Source organism: Streptomyces coelicoflavus, assembly GCF_045041415.1.
Lineage (GTDB): Bacteria > Actinomycetota > Actinomycetes > Streptomycetales > Streptomycetaceae > Streptomyces > Streptomyces coelicoflavus.
Map to the genome: position 1 here is coordinate 3,739,755 of NZ_CP108218.1, position 12,087 is coordinate 3,751,841.

Sequence of the window (12,087 nt, forward strand, 5' to 3'; positions counted from 1 at the left end):
GCGGCTCAGCGCTCCTCTCGGAAGTCGACGTGACGGCCGGCCGTCGGGTCGTACTTGCGCAGGACCAGCCGGTCCGGGTCGTTGCGGCGGTTCTTGCGGGTGACGTAGGTGTAGCCGGTCCCGGCGGTGGACCGGAGCTTGATGACCGGTCGGAGTTCGTTGCGTGCCATGCTGCTATCTTACTGAAAATGAATTCCATTAACAGTTGGGCCCGTCCGGCCCGGAGGAGAGGTACGTCACCGTGTCCGCCCACTGCATGCTGACCGGGGCACAGCCCGGATTCGGCAACCGCATCTCGCACTCCCACCGGCGCACCTCGCGCCGCTTCGACCCCAACGTCCAGACCAAGCGCTACTGGCTGCCGAGCGAGAGCCGGCACGTACGGCTGCGGCTGAGCACGAAGGCGATCAGGACGGTCGACTCGATCGGCGTCGAGGCGGCGGTGGCGCGCATCCGTGCCCGGGGAGTGAGGATCTGATGGCGAAGAAGAGCAAGATCGCGAAGAACGAGCAGCGGCAGGCGACCGTCGCGCGCTACGCGGCACGCCGGGCCGAGTTGAAGGAGATCGTCCGCCGCCCCTCCTCGACGGAGGCCGAACGGCTCGCCGCCCAGCGTGAACTGCGCCGGCAGCCGCGCGACGCGAGCCCCACGCGGGTGCGCAACCGCGACCAGGTGGACGGGCGCCCGCGCGGATACTTCCGGGTCTTCGGGCTCTCCCGGGTGAATCTGCGTGAGCAGGCGCACGCCGGGCATCTGCCCGGGGTGCGCAAGTCCTCCTGGTAGCTTGCGGCTGTTCGGGGCCGAACCGGCCGTCCGGCTACAGCTTGGAGCTTCCGGTGACGTGGGTGACTGCGGAGAGAACGGCGAGCACGGCGAGTACGAGGGGTGCGACCGGGGGCGGGGCCGCGCGTACGGCCGGCGCTCCCCTGGGCCCTGGCGGGCGCTCGGGGCGGCGCCCCGTGCGGGCCGCGGCCGTGGCCGTCGCACTGGCGGGCGCGCTGGCGCTGACCGCCTGCACCGACGGTGGCTCCGACGGCGGTTCCGGGGGCGGTTCCGGGGGCGGGGGTGACAAGGCGTCGGCGGCGCCCAGCGCCTCGGCGAGCGCGGAGACCGGCGGCTCCGACGGTTCCGGCGGCTCCGGCGGCGGGTCGCCGTCCGCCGACGCGGACCTGGAGGGCAGCTGGCTGGCCACCACCGACGGCCAGGCCGTCGCCCTGATGGTCAACGGTGGCAAGGCCGCCCTCTTCGCCACCGGCGGGACCGTGTGCAGCGGCACCGCCGGGGAGGCCTCCGGCACCCGGACCATCCGCCTGAAGTGCACCGCGGGAGGCGACGACCGGTCGACCGGCACCGTCGAGTCGGTCGACGACACCTCGCTCAGGGTGACCTGGGAGGGCGGTGTCGGCGAGGAGACGTACACCCGGTCCGAAGGCGGTTCGCTGCCGCCCGGACTGCCGACCGAGGGCCTCGGCTCCTGAACGGGGTCCTTCTCCGGTGAACGCGACCCGCGTCCGGGGTCGGGCTACCGTCCCGGCCGCAACGGCCGCCGGCCTTCGACCCGGGCGTCGTCGGCCGCGCGGGTGCCCTCCGTCCAGCCCGCCGCGTCCGAGACACCGCGCAGGCGGGTCGTGGTCGTCTCCGGGAACAGCCGCTCCAGCCGCTCGGTGACGGCCACCTCGCGGGAGGCGAGCACCGGCAGGAGGTCCGCGTCCGCCGCCGCACCGGTGGCCGCGGATTCGGCGGTGGCCGCCTCGGCCGCGGCCCGCAGCCTGGTGCCCGCGCGGTGGGCGTAGGCGGCGAGGAAGGACTGCCGGAAGGCCTTGGTGCGCTTGCGCCCGCCGGCCCGCTGCCCGGCCTCCGCCTTCGCCATCGCGGCCTCGGCCTGCACCAGCAGGGAGGTGTGGAGGAGTTCGACCGCGTCCAGGTCGGCCTCGAAACCGACGACCGTGGAGAAACCGAAGGGCTCGTTCCACACGGCCCGGCAGTGGTTGGCGTCGGCCACCGCGTCCAGCAGTACCGCCTTGGCCTGCTCGTAGGGCGGCTCCACCCCGATCCGGCACGCGCCCGGGGTGTCGGGCGAGGTGGCGAGCCCCTGCGCCTGCGCGGCCAGCAGCGCCTCGTCGACGCTGTGCCGGGCCATCAGCTCCTGCGCCTTGGCGCTCAGCGCCTCCGCCTCCTCGGGGTATCCGGTCGCCTCCGCCTTGGCGAGCAGCGCGCGGATGCGGGCGAGGGCGCGCGACTCGGGCCGGGCCTCGCGACGCGGCGCACCCGGCGCTTCGTCCAGCGGTTCGAGCGCGGGCAGCCGCAGCAGCAGGCGGTACAGCTCGAGTACGGCGGTGGCGTGCGAGAAGCGGTCGGCGGGGGACGGCGCCCGGTCGGTCACGGCGTCGAGCTGTGCGGCCCAGCGGGGTCCGCGCGGGCGGTCGTGCGCGGCCTGGGCGCGGATCAGGGCCGCCGCCAGCCGTACGTGCACGTCGTCCAGTTCGCGCCGCACGATGCGCACCAGGTCGGCGGGCTGCCAGCCGCGCCGCCAGGCCGTGGCCACGAACTCCTCGCCGCGCCGGGCCAGTTCCGCATCCGCCGCCGGGTCGGCCGCGAGCAGCGAGGCCGCCGTGTCGAGGGCGTCGTCGGCGGTGTCGTACAGGGCGGTCTCGAAGGCACGGTCGACGGTGCGGGGCGTACTCACCCGGCGATGGTGCCACGAGTGCCGAGGAGGTCTCTTCGACGAGACCCCTCTCTCCCACTGTCAACCTTCGGTTGACAGTGGCGGGAGTGCAACCTACGGTTGACACATGACGACCGACCCGAGCATCACGTCATCCGTACGCCTCGACGAACTCATCACCGCCATCAAGAAGGTGCACCAGGAACCCCTGGCACAGCTCCAGGACGCCGTCATCGCGGGCGAGCACCTCGGTGAGGTGGCCGACCACCTCATCGGTCACTTCGTGGACCAGGCCCGGCGTTCGGGCGCGTCCTGGACGGACATCGGCAAGAGCATGGGCGTCACCCGGCAGGCGGCGCAGAAGCGCTTCGTGCCCAAGGAGTCCGCCGACCTGGACGCGAGCCAGGGCTTCAGCCGCTACACGCCCCGCGCTCGCGAAGCCGTGATGGCCGCCCACAACGCGGCCAAGACCGCGGGCAACACCGAGGGACTGCCCGAGCACCTGGTCCTGGGCCTGCTCACGCAGGGCGAGAGCCTCTCCGCCAAGGCGATCGCCGCGCAGGGCGTCACCCTCGACGCGGTCCGCGAGGCGGCACTCGCCGCCCTCCCGCCCGCCGCCTCCGAGGTCCCGGAACTGGTGCCCTACGGCCCCGCCGCCAAGAAGGTCCTCGAACTCACCTTCCGCGAGGCCCTGCGCCTCGGCCACAACTACATCGGCACCGAGCACGTCCTGCTCGCCCTGCTGGAGCACGAGGACGGCGAGGGCGTGCTCAGCGGGCTCGGCCTCGGCAAGGAGGCCACCGAGGCCTACGTCACCGAGGCGCTGGCGCAGTTCATCAAGGTGACCAAGAACGGCGGGGAGGGCGGGCCGGAGGACGGGGAAGGCTGACACCCGCCGCCGAGCCGGCAGGGCGACGCGGGCCGAGGCCACCACCGCCGAGCCGGCAGGGCGACGCGGGCCGAGGCGCGCTCCCGCCCTGCCGGCAAGGCGACGCGGACGAGGCCCGCCGCCGCGAGGCCGATGTCAGACCCGCCTGCGAGACTCGCGGCATGGCCGAGAGGTGGGCGCTCGCGGTGGCCGAGGGCGGTGGCGTGGATGTCGCGCCCCTCGGCCACGACGGGCTGCCCGCCGGACCGGTGCGGCGGGAGCCCGACCTCGCCGGGGCCGTGCGGAGCAGGCCGGACGTCACCCGCTGGGTGTGGCGGTCCACCGCCGAGATCGCGCCGCGCCTGCTCGCCGCGGGGGTGCGGGTGGAGCGGTGCTACGACGTGGAGGCCGCCGAGACCCTCCTGCTCGGCCACGAGGGGCGGTACGGGGAGCCGCACTCGGCCGCGGCCGCCCTGGCCCGGCTGCGCGGCGGCCCCGTGCCGCCCGACCCGCCGCAGCGCTCCGCCGAGCCCGGCGCCCAGTCCCCGCTCTTCGAGCCCCAGGCCGTCCACCTCCCCCTCCCCGACCTGCTCACCGTCTACGCCGAGCAGCAGCACCGCCACGGCCGCTCGGCACACCCCGACCGGATGCGGCTGCTGACGGCCGCCGAGTCGGCGGGGATGCTGGTGGCCGCCGAGATGAACCGCGCGGGGCTGCCCTGGCGGGCCGACGTGCACCGCGAGGTGCTGCACGGCCTGCTGGGCGAGCGGTATGCGGGCGGGGGCGAGCCGCGCCGCCTGGCCGAGCTGGCGGACGAGGTGTCCGCGGCCTTCGGCCGCCGGGTGCGGCCCGACCTGCCCGCGGACGTGGTCAAGGCGTTCGGGCAGGCGGGCGTGAAGGTCGGCTCCACCCGCCGCTGGGAGCTGGAAACGCTGGACCACCCGGCGGTGGAACCGCTGATCGAGTACAAGAAGCTGTACCGGATCTGGGTCGCCCACGGCTGGTCCTGGCTCCAGGACTGGGTGCGCGACGGACGGTTCCGCCCCGAGTTCCTGGCCGGCGGCACCGTCACCGGCCGCTGGGTCACCAACGGCGGGGGCGGGCTCCAGATCCCCAAGGTGATCCGCCGTGCCGTCGTCGCCGACCCCGGCTGGCGACTGGTCGTCGCCGACGCCGACCAGATGGAGCCGCGCGTCCTGGCGGCGATCTCCCGCGACCCCGGTCTGATGGAGGTGGCCGGCCGGGAGACCGACCTCTACCAGTCGGTCTCCGACCGCGCCTTCTCCGGCGACCGCGCCCAGGCCAAGCTCGCCGTGCTCGGCGCGGTCTACGGCCAGACCTCCGGCGACGGCCTGAAGAACCTGGCCGCGCTCAGACGCCGCTTCCCCCGCGCGGTGGCCTACGTCGACGACGCGGCCCGCGCCGGCGAGGAGGGCCGGCTGGTGCGCACCTGGCTGGGCCGCACCTGCCCGCCCGCGGTCGGCGCGGCCGACGGCGCCGAGGAGGCGGGCCTGCCGCAGGACGACCCCGCCGACACCGCGGGCCGCCCGCAGGAGTGGGTGCCGGGCTACGCGTCCACCAACGCCCGCGCGCGGGGCCGCTTCGCCCGGAACTTCGTGGTCCAGGGCAGCGCCGCCGACTGGGCCCTGCTGCTGCTCGCGGCCCTGCGGCAGGCCTGCGCGGACATGGCGGCCGAGCTGGTCTTCTTCCAGCACGACGAGGTGATCGTGCACTGTCCCGAGGAGGAGGCCGGCACCGTCGTCGCGGCGATCCGGGACGCGGCGGAGCTGGCGGGACGGCTGACGTTCGGGCCCACACCGGTGCGGTTCCCGTTCACCACGGCGGTGGTGGAGTGCTACGCGGAGGCGAAGTGAGGGGCGGTCCCCGCACCTGCCTTCCGCCCTCCCCGGCGCACGTATGAAAAAAATGGACACCACCGCTTGGGTGGCCTCGCCTCATCACGCGACGGCCCCCACGTATCGGAGACGCCCATGCCCGCCGAGCAGTACGTCCTCACGCTCTCCTGCCCCGACAGGCAGGGCATCGTGCACGCCGTGTCCAGCTACCTGTTCATGACGGGATGCAACATCGAGGACAGCCAGCAGTTCAGCGACCACGACACGGAGCGGTTCTTCATGCGGGTCGCGTTCAGCGCCGAGCCGCCCGCGTCGGTGGACAAGCTGCGGGCCAGCTTCGGCGCCGTCGGCGACTCGTTCCGGATGGACTGGCAGATCCACCGGGCGAAGGAGCGCATGCGGGTCGTGCTGATGGTCAGCAAGTTCGGGCACTGCCTGAACGACCTGCTGTTCCGCTCGAGCACCGGCGCGCTGCCGGTGGAGATCGCCGCCGTCGTCTCCAACCACCCGGACCTCGGCGCCCTCGTCGCCACGCACGGGATCCCCTTCCACCACATCCCCGTGACGAAGGACACCAAGGCCCTCGCGGAGCAGCAGGTGCTCGACCTGGTCAAGGCCGAAGAGGTCGAACTGGTGGTACTGGCCCGCTACATGCAGATCCTGTCGGACCACTTCTGCAAACGGCTCAGCGACCGGATCATCAACATCCACCACTCCTTCCTGCCGAGCTTCAAGGGCGCCAAGCCCTACCACCAGGCGCACGCCCGCGGGGTGAAGCTGATCGGCGCCACCGCGCACTACGTGACCGGCGACCTCGACGAGGGGCCGATCATCGAGCAGGAGGTCCGCCGGGTCAGCCACGCGGTCACCCCGGAGCAACTGGTGGCCATCGGGCGCGACGTGGAGGCCCAGGCGCTGGCCAGGGCCGTCGAGTGGCACAGCGCGCGGCGGGTCCTGCCCAACGGGCACCGCACCGTCGTCTTCGCCTGACGGCATCGCCACGCCCGGCCGCCCCCGGCGCCCTGCGTATAGGCGCCGTGTAGGCAGGGCTCCGAAGGTACCGGGGACGGCACGACGGCCGTCTTGAGGAGTCTGCGAGGAAGCCCTTGAGCACGGCAGCGATAGATGTGATCTGTCCGGCCTGGAACCGGTCCGAGGCCATCCGCACGACCATCGACAGTGTGCTCGCCCAGACCTTCGAGGACTGGCGCCTGATCGTGGTGTCCGACGGCTGCACCGACGACACCGACGACGTGGTGCTCTCCTACGAGGACGAGCGCGTCCAGCTGATCCGCACGCAGCGGCACGGCCACCCCGGCGGCCCCCGCAACATCGGCCTGGCCGCCTCCACGGCACCGGCCATCGCCTACCTCGACTACGACGACGAGTGGCTCCCCGACCACCTGGCCGTGCTTCAGCGCGAGTTCGACGCCGGGGCGCGCCTGGTGGCGACGGCGAGCATCGGCATGAACGAGCAGGGCGGGGAGGAGTACCGCTCGCACCCGCTCAACGGCCTGTGGCACCCGCAGCTGCAACTCCTGTGGCCGCTGTACGAGCCGTCCCGCGTCGGCCACGTGCGCGGACTGCCGGAGAGCGTCGGGGGCTGGACCACCGACCACGTCGGGATGGAGGACTGGGACCTGTGGCTGCGCCTCGCCGACGCCGGCGAACGCTTCACCACGGTGCTGGACCGTACCGTCCGGATGCTGCTGCGCGACACCTCGCGGCGGCGCACCATGACCGTCAGCCACCGCCTCACCCTGGGCTCCCTGCCCGACGAGGCGGCCTGCACCAAGCTCACCGAGGCGATCGGGACGCCGGCGGTCCAGGACGAACTGCGGGCGTGCTTCGCCGGCGAGATGCTCCGCTTCTACCGCGCGATCACCGACGCCGGCGAGCTGGTGACACCGCGCGGCATGAGCACCGACGAGGCCCTGACCGGCCTGGAGAAGTTCGTCACCGACCCCACCGTGCCCATGCTGCGCGAACTCGCGTACGTGGCCGAGGAGGACGGCTACGCGGTCGTCCACCCCCTCCAGTGCAGCAGCGACCGGCACGCCGAGCGGCTCCGGGAGTTCCTGCGCCGCCACGACGCCGGCCGGCACGCGATCGTGCGCCGGCTCATCGAGGCCGTCGGCGCCTGACGGCATGCGGCCCGGCCCCGAACCGATGCACCGCTCCCGAGCGACTCGACAGCAAGGTAGGGAAAGCTCCATGAAAGCTTTGGTCCTGGCCGGCGGCGCGGGCACCCGGCTGCGTCCGATCACGCACACCTCGGCCAAGCAGCTGGTCCCGGTGGCCAACAAGCCGGTGCTCTTCTACGGTCTGGAGGCGATCGCCGAGGCCGACATCGTCGAGGTGGGGATCATCGTCGGCGACACGGCCGAGGAGATCCGCGAAGCGGTGGGCGACGGTGCCGGGTTCGGGCTGAAGGTCACCTACATACCGCAGGCGTCCCCGCTCGGCCTCGCCCACGCGGTGCGCATCGCCGAGGAGTTCCTCGGCGACGACGACTTCGTGATGTACCTCGGCGACAACTTCGTCGTCGGCGGGATCACGGGGCTGGTCGACGCCTTCCGCGCCGAGCGGCCCGACGCCCAGATCCTGCTCACCCGGGTCGCCGACCCCACCGCCTTCGGCGTCGCCGAGCTCGACGAGCGCGGCCGGGTCGTCGGCCTGGAGGAGAAGCCCCTGCGGCCCAAGAGCGATCTGGCGCTGGTCGGGATCTATCTCTTCACCCCGGCGATACACCGGGCGGTGCGCTCCATCGAACCCTCCTGGCGGGGCGAGCTGGAGATCACCGACGCCATCCAGTGGCTGATCGACGGGGGCCGGACGGTACGGTCCACCGCGATCTCCGGCTACTGGAAGGACACCGGGAACACGGCCGACATGCTGGAGGTCAACCGCTCGGTCCTCGACACCCTGGAACCGGCGGTCCACGGCCGGGTCGACGCGTGCTCGGAACTCATCGGGCGGGTCGTGATCGAGGAGGGCGCCGAGGTCAGCGGCAGCCGCATCGTCGGTCCCGTGGTGATCGGCGAGGACACGGTGGTGCGCGACGCCTACATCGGCCCGTACACGTCGGTGTCCGCCAACTGCCGCATAGAGCAGAGCGAGATCGAGTACTCCATCGTCCTGCGCGGTTCCTCGGTCCGCGGTGTCCGCCGCATCGAGGCCTCCCTCATCGGCCGCGACGTCGAGGTGACACCGGCCCCCCGCGTCCCCTCCGCCCACCGGCTCGTGCTCGGTGATCACAGTAAGGTGCAGATCTCGTCATGAGCAGCAGAATCCTCGTCACCGGCGGCGCCGGCTTCATCGGCTCCCACTACGTACGCACCCTGCTCGGTCCCGACGGCCCGGGCGACGTCCGCGTCACCGTGCTCGACCTGCTCACCTACGCCGGCAATCCGGCCAACCTCGACGAGGTCCGCGACCACCCCGGCTTCGCGTTCGTCGAGGGCGACATCTGCGACGCCGGCCTCGTCGCCGGGCTGATGGCCGAGCACGACGAGGTGGTGCACTTCGCGGCCGAGTCGCACGTCGACCGGTCCATCGAGGGCGGCGCCGCGTTCGTGCGGACCAACGTGCTCGGCACGCACACCCTGGTGGAGGCCGCCCATCGGGCGGGCGGCCGCAGGTTCGTGCACGTCTCGACGGACGAGGTCTACGGCTCGATCGACTCCGGCTCCTGGCCGGAGACCCACCCGCTGTCCCCCAACTCGCCCTACTCCGCGGCCAAGGCCTCCAGCGACCTGCTCGCCCTGGCCTACCACCGCACCCACGGCCTGGACGTCCGGGTCACCCGCTGCTCCAACAACTACGGTCACCACCACTACCCCGAGAAGCTCATCCCGCTGTTCGTGACGAACCTCCTGGACGGCAGGAAGGTCCCGCTGTACGGGGACGGCGGCAACGTGCGCGACTGGCTGCACATCGACGACCACGTGCAGGGCATCGAACTCGTCCGCACCCGGGGCCGGGCCGGCGAGGTCTACAACATCGGCGGCGGCACCGAACTGTCCAACAAGGAACTCACCGGCCTGCTCCTCGACGCCTGCGGCGCCGACTGGGAGAGCAGCGTCGAGTACGTGGCCGACCGCAAGGGCCACGACCGGCGGTACTCGGTGGACTGCGCCAAGATCCGCCGGGAACTCGGTTACGCGCCCCGCAAGGACTTCCGTACGGGCCTCGCCGAGACCGTGCGGTGGTACCGGGACAACCGCGCCTGGTGGGAGCCGCTGGCCCGGTAGCCGCCCCACCGCTCCGAAGCGTGTGCGCGACGCCCTTCGCCGTCCGGCGGAGGGCCCCTTCGTGTGCCCGGACGGTACCTGCCCGCGGCACCGGCCGGCCTATACGGGCGGGCGCAGGATTCGTATAGGGCGGGCCCCGAAGATCTTACGGACCGCAGTTGCCGACGTATGAGGTGGAACCGTGGCGAATCCGTTCGAGAACGACGAGGCGTCGTACTTCGTGCTCGTCAACGAGGAGGGACAGCACTCGCTGTGGCCGGCGTTCGCCGAGATCCCGGAGGGCTGGCAGCAGGCGCACGGCGAGGACACGCGCGCCGCCTGCCTGGAGTACGTGGAGGAGAACTGGACCGACATGCGTCCGCTCAGCCTGGTGCGAGCCATGGCCGGCACGGCCTCCTGACCCGGCCGCCCCGCGGGGGGCCGCGACGTCAGCCGGCGTCGCGGCCCCCCGCCTGCACGTCGGGCCCGGCCGCCCCCACGCGCACGTCGGGCCGGGCCCGCCCAACGATTCGCGGTGCCGGCAGCACACGGCCCCTGGCTCGCAAGGAGCTGTCAGTGCAGCCTCCTGACAGCTCCGGAGCCCTCCCAACCGGCCACGGCACTCACAGACTGGTTGGCGGAAAGGCGTCGAAACAGGGGGTGTCATGGAGTTCCGAGTACTCGGTCCGGTGGAAGTCCGCAGAGACGGCGAATCCATCGTTCTGTCAGGAACCAAGGTCAAGACGGTGCTCGCGGCTCTGCTGTTGGCCAGGGGGCGGGTCGTGTCCGACGCGCAACTGAGCCGGCTGCTGTGGGGCTGGAATCCGCCGGTCACCGTGAGCGCGCAGATCTACACCTACATCTCGCGGCTGCGGATGCGTCTGGGCGACGACGTGCGGATCGCGCGCCAGCTGCCGGGCTACGCGCTCGACGCCGGAGACGCCCGGATCGACTTCCTGGAGTTCGAACGGCTCAGCCGGCTCGGCACCGAGGCGCAGGAGGCGGGCGACGTGGAGCGGGCCGGCGCGCTCCTCCAGGACGCGCTGGAGCTGTGGCGGGGCCCCGCCCTGTCGAACGTCACGGAGTTCCTGGCCGACACCGAGCTGCCCCGCCTGGAGGAAGCCCGCGCCGTGACCCTGGAGCACCGCATCGAGGCGGACCTGGAGCTGGGCCGGCACCGCGGGCTGATCCCCGAACTGACGTCCCTGGTGTCCGAGTTCCCGGTCCGGGAGCGGATGCGGGCGCAGCTCATGAAGGCGCTCTACCAGTGCGGGCGGCAGGCCGACGCGCTCACCGCCTACCACGCGGGCCGCCGGGTGCTCGCGGACGAACTGGGCGTCGACCCGGGCGCCGAGCTGGCCTCCGTGTACCAGGCCGTGCTGACCGGCGACCCGGCCGTCGCCCCGCCGGCCCGTGCCGCGGTGGCGCGCACGGCCCCGCCCAGCACCCTGCCCGCGGACATCCCGGAGTTCACCGGCCGCCGGGCCGAGCTGGCCGAGCTGGGCCGGCTCCTCCCGCCCGCCGGGGGCCGCTCGTGGCACACCCGCCGGTTCCTGGTGACGGGCATGCCGGGCATCGGCAAGACCGCTCTCGCCGTACGGGCGGCCAACGAGTCCCTCGACGCCTTCCCCGACGGCCGGCTGTACGTGAACCTGAGCCGCCCGGACGGCAGGCCGGCCGACCCGCGCGACGTCCTGGTCGGGATGCTGCGCTCCCTCGGGGAGCCGATGGGCACCGGCGAGTCGGACCTCGACGAGTTGGTCAGGCGGTACCGGACCCGCACCACCGGGCGGCGCATCCTCATCCTGCTGGACAACGCGGTCAGCGAACTCCAGCTCTCCCCGCTGCTGCCCGGGGCGCCCGAGCCCGGCGTGCTGATCACCAGCCAGACGCTGCTCGGGCCGATCGGCGGCCTGCACACCCGGGTCCTGGGGCCGCTCAGCACGCAGGAGAGCCTCCAGATGCTGACGGCCTCCGCGGACCCGGCGCGCGTGGCCGCGGAACCGCAGGCCGCGCGGGACATCGCCCGGTACTGCGCGGGACTGCCGCTGGCCGTGCGGATCGTGGCGACGCGGCTCGCGGCCCGGCCGAGCTCCTCGCTGCGGCGGTTCGCGGACCGCCTCGCCCAGCCGCACGGCCGGCTGCGGGAGCTGGAGGCGCGCGGCCTGTCGGTGCCGCGCAGCCTGGAAGCGGCGCTGGGCCGCCTGGACGGTGAACAGCGCAGGCTGCTCCTGCTGCTGCCCCGGCTCGGCCGCGAGGAGTTCTCGGTACGGTCGGCGGCCCGGTCGCTCGGGCTCGGGGCGGCGCCCCTGGAGGCGGCGCTGGAATCCCTGGTGGACCAGGGTCTGCTCGGCTTCTCGGACGGGCCCGACGAACCGGTGTACCGGCTCAACAGCCTGGTGCGGCTGGTCGCGGAGACCAGCCGCCACGCGCGGGAGGCCGAGCGGTCCGCGGCCTGAGCGGCAC

At 73.1% G+C, this 12,087-nt stretch carries 13 protein-coding genes; 11 read left to right on the plus strand and 2 right to left on the minus strand.

The window, feature by feature from the left end; translation table 11 throughout:
- Positions 1-5: 5 nt before the first annotated feature.
- Positions 6-170, minus strand: a complete 165-nt coding sequence (gene rpmG / locus OHA99_RS16600; protein WP_059301677.1) for a 50S ribosomal protein L33 — start codon at positions 168-170, stop codon at positions 6-8.
- Between the two features lie 71 nt (positions 171-241).
- On the opposite strand from rpmG, the gene rpmB reads away from it, so the two are divergent.
- From rpmB to OHA99_RS16615, 3 genes are all read left to right on the plus strand, one after another.
- Complete coding sequence (gene rpmB, locus OHA99_RS16605) at positions 242-478, plus strand: 50S ribosomal protein L28 (RefSeq protein ID WP_153178638.1); 237 nt, start codon at positions 242-244, stop codon at positions 476-478.
- A complete protein-coding gene (gene rpsN, locus OHA99_RS16610) occupies positions 478-783 on the plus strand; it encodes a 30S ribosomal protein S14 (protein ID WP_054100947.1) in 306 nt (101 codons plus the stop codon). Before rpmB ends, rpsN begins: the two co-directional genes overlap by 1 nt.
- 176 nt (positions 784-959) lie before the next feature.
- Positions 960-1,478, plus strand: coding sequence for a hypothetical protein (locus OHA99_RS16615; protein WP_153178639.1), 519 nt, complete (start codon positions 960-962; stop codon positions 1,476-1,478).
- A 44-nt stretch (positions 1,479-1,522) separates the two neighbouring features.
- On the opposite strand, the gene OHA99_RS16620 is transcribed toward OHA99_RS16615, so the two are convergent.
- Positions 1,523-2,686 carry a DUF2786 domain-containing protein gene (locus OHA99_RS16620; protein ID WP_366473927.1) on the minus strand — a complete coding sequence of 388 codons (1,164 nt, stop codon included), beginning with the start codon at positions 2,684-2,686 and terminating at the stop codon, positions 1,523-1,525.
- Positions 2,687-2,792: 106 nt separating this feature from the next.
- Between OHA99_RS16620 and OHA99_RS16625 the strand changes: the two genes are divergently transcribed.
- The 8 genes from OHA99_RS16625 to OHA99_RS16660 all read left to right on the plus strand — a co-directional run bounded on the left by OHA99_RS16625 (position 2,793) and on the right by OHA99_RS16660 (position 12,080).
- Positions 2,793-3,554, plus strand: coding sequence for a Clp protease N-terminal domain-containing protein (locus tag OHA99_RS16625; RefSeq protein ID WP_153178642.1), 762 nt, complete (start codon positions 2,793-2,795; stop codon positions 3,552-3,554).
- A gap of 161 nt (positions 3,555-3,715) precedes the next feature.
- Positions 3,716-5,407, plus strand: a complete 1,692-nt coding sequence (locus OHA99_RS16630; RefSeq protein WP_405696408.1) for a bifunctional 3'-5' exonuclease/DNA polymerase — start codon at positions 3,716-3,718, stop codon at positions 5,405-5,407.
- Between the two features lie 117 nt (positions 5,408-5,524).
- Positions 5,525-6,379 carry a formyltetrahydrofolate deformylase gene (purU, locus tag OHA99_RS16635; protein WP_282883028.1) on the plus strand — a complete coding sequence of 285 codons (855 nt, stop codon included), beginning with the start codon at positions 5,525-5,527 and terminating at the stop codon, positions 6,377-6,379.
- Positions 6,380-6,495: 116 nt separating this feature from the next.
- Entirely contained in the window at positions 6,496-7,533 is a 1,038-nt protein-coding gene (locus OHA99_RS16640; RefSeq protein ID WP_164383787.1) for a glycosyltransferase family 2 protein, read from the plus strand.
- Positions 7,534-7,603: 70 nt separating this feature from the next.
- Complete coding sequence (locus OHA99_RS16645; protein ID WP_153178647.1) at positions 7,604-8,671, plus strand: glucose-1-phosphate thymidylyltransferase; 1,068 nt, start codon at positions 7,604-7,606, stop codon at positions 8,669-8,671.
- Positions 8,668-9,642 carry a dTDP-glucose 4,6-dehydratase gene (gene rfbB, locus OHA99_RS16650; RefSeq protein ID WP_153178648.1) on the plus strand — a complete coding sequence of 325 codons (975 nt, stop codon included), beginning with the start codon at positions 8,668-8,670 and terminating at the stop codon, positions 9,640-9,642. The genes OHA99_RS16645 and rfbB overlap by 4 nt, the downstream gene beginning before the upstream one ends.
- Positions 9,643-9,823: 181 nt before the next feature.
- The gene (locus OHA99_RS16655; RefSeq protein WP_153178649.1) at positions 9,824-10,042 is read left to right on the plus strand and encodes an MbtH family protein; all 219 of its coding nucleotides are present in this window, start codon (positions 9,824-9,826) and stop codon (positions 10,040-10,042) included.
- A 361-nt stretch (positions 10,043-10,403) separates the two neighbouring features.
- Positions 10,404-12,080 (plus strand): BTAD domain-containing putative transcriptional regulator, encoded by a 1,677-nt coding sequence (locus tag OHA99_RS16660; RefSeq protein WP_405696413.1) that lies wholly within the window; start codon positions 10,404-10,406, stop codon positions 12,078-12,080.
- Positions 12,081-12,087: the final 7 nt, after the last annotated feature.

Excerpts from the sequence above, each read along its gene's own strand:
- rpmG (WP_059301677.1), bottom strand. The coding sequence starts at position 170 with ATGGCACGCAACGAACTCCGACCGGTCATCAAGCTCCGGTCCACCGCC.
- rpsN (WP_054100947.1), top strand. The coding sequence starts at position 478 with ATGGCGAAGAAGAGCAAGATCGCGAAGAACGAGCAGCGGCAGGCGACC.
- OHA99_RS16625 (WP_153178642.1), top strand. The coding sequence starts at position 2,793 with ATGACGACCGACCCGAGCATCACGTCATCCGTACGCCTCGACGAACTC.
- OHA99_RS16630 (WP_405696408.1), top strand. The coding sequence starts at position 3,716 with ATGGCCGAGAGGTGGGCGCTCGCGGTGGCCGAGGGCGGTGGCGTGGAT.
- purU (WP_282883028.1), top strand. The coding sequence starts at position 5,525 with ATGCCCGCCGAGCAGTACGTCCTCACGCTCTCCTGCCCCGACAGGCAG.
- OHA99_RS16645 (WP_153178647.1), top strand. The coding sequence starts at position 7,604 with ATGAAAGCTTTGGTCCTGGCCGGCGGCGCGGGCACCCGGCTGCGTCCG.
- rfbB (WP_153178648.1), top strand. The coding sequence starts at position 8,668 with ATGAGCAGCAGAATCCTCGTCACCGGCGGCGCCGGCTTCATCGGCTCC.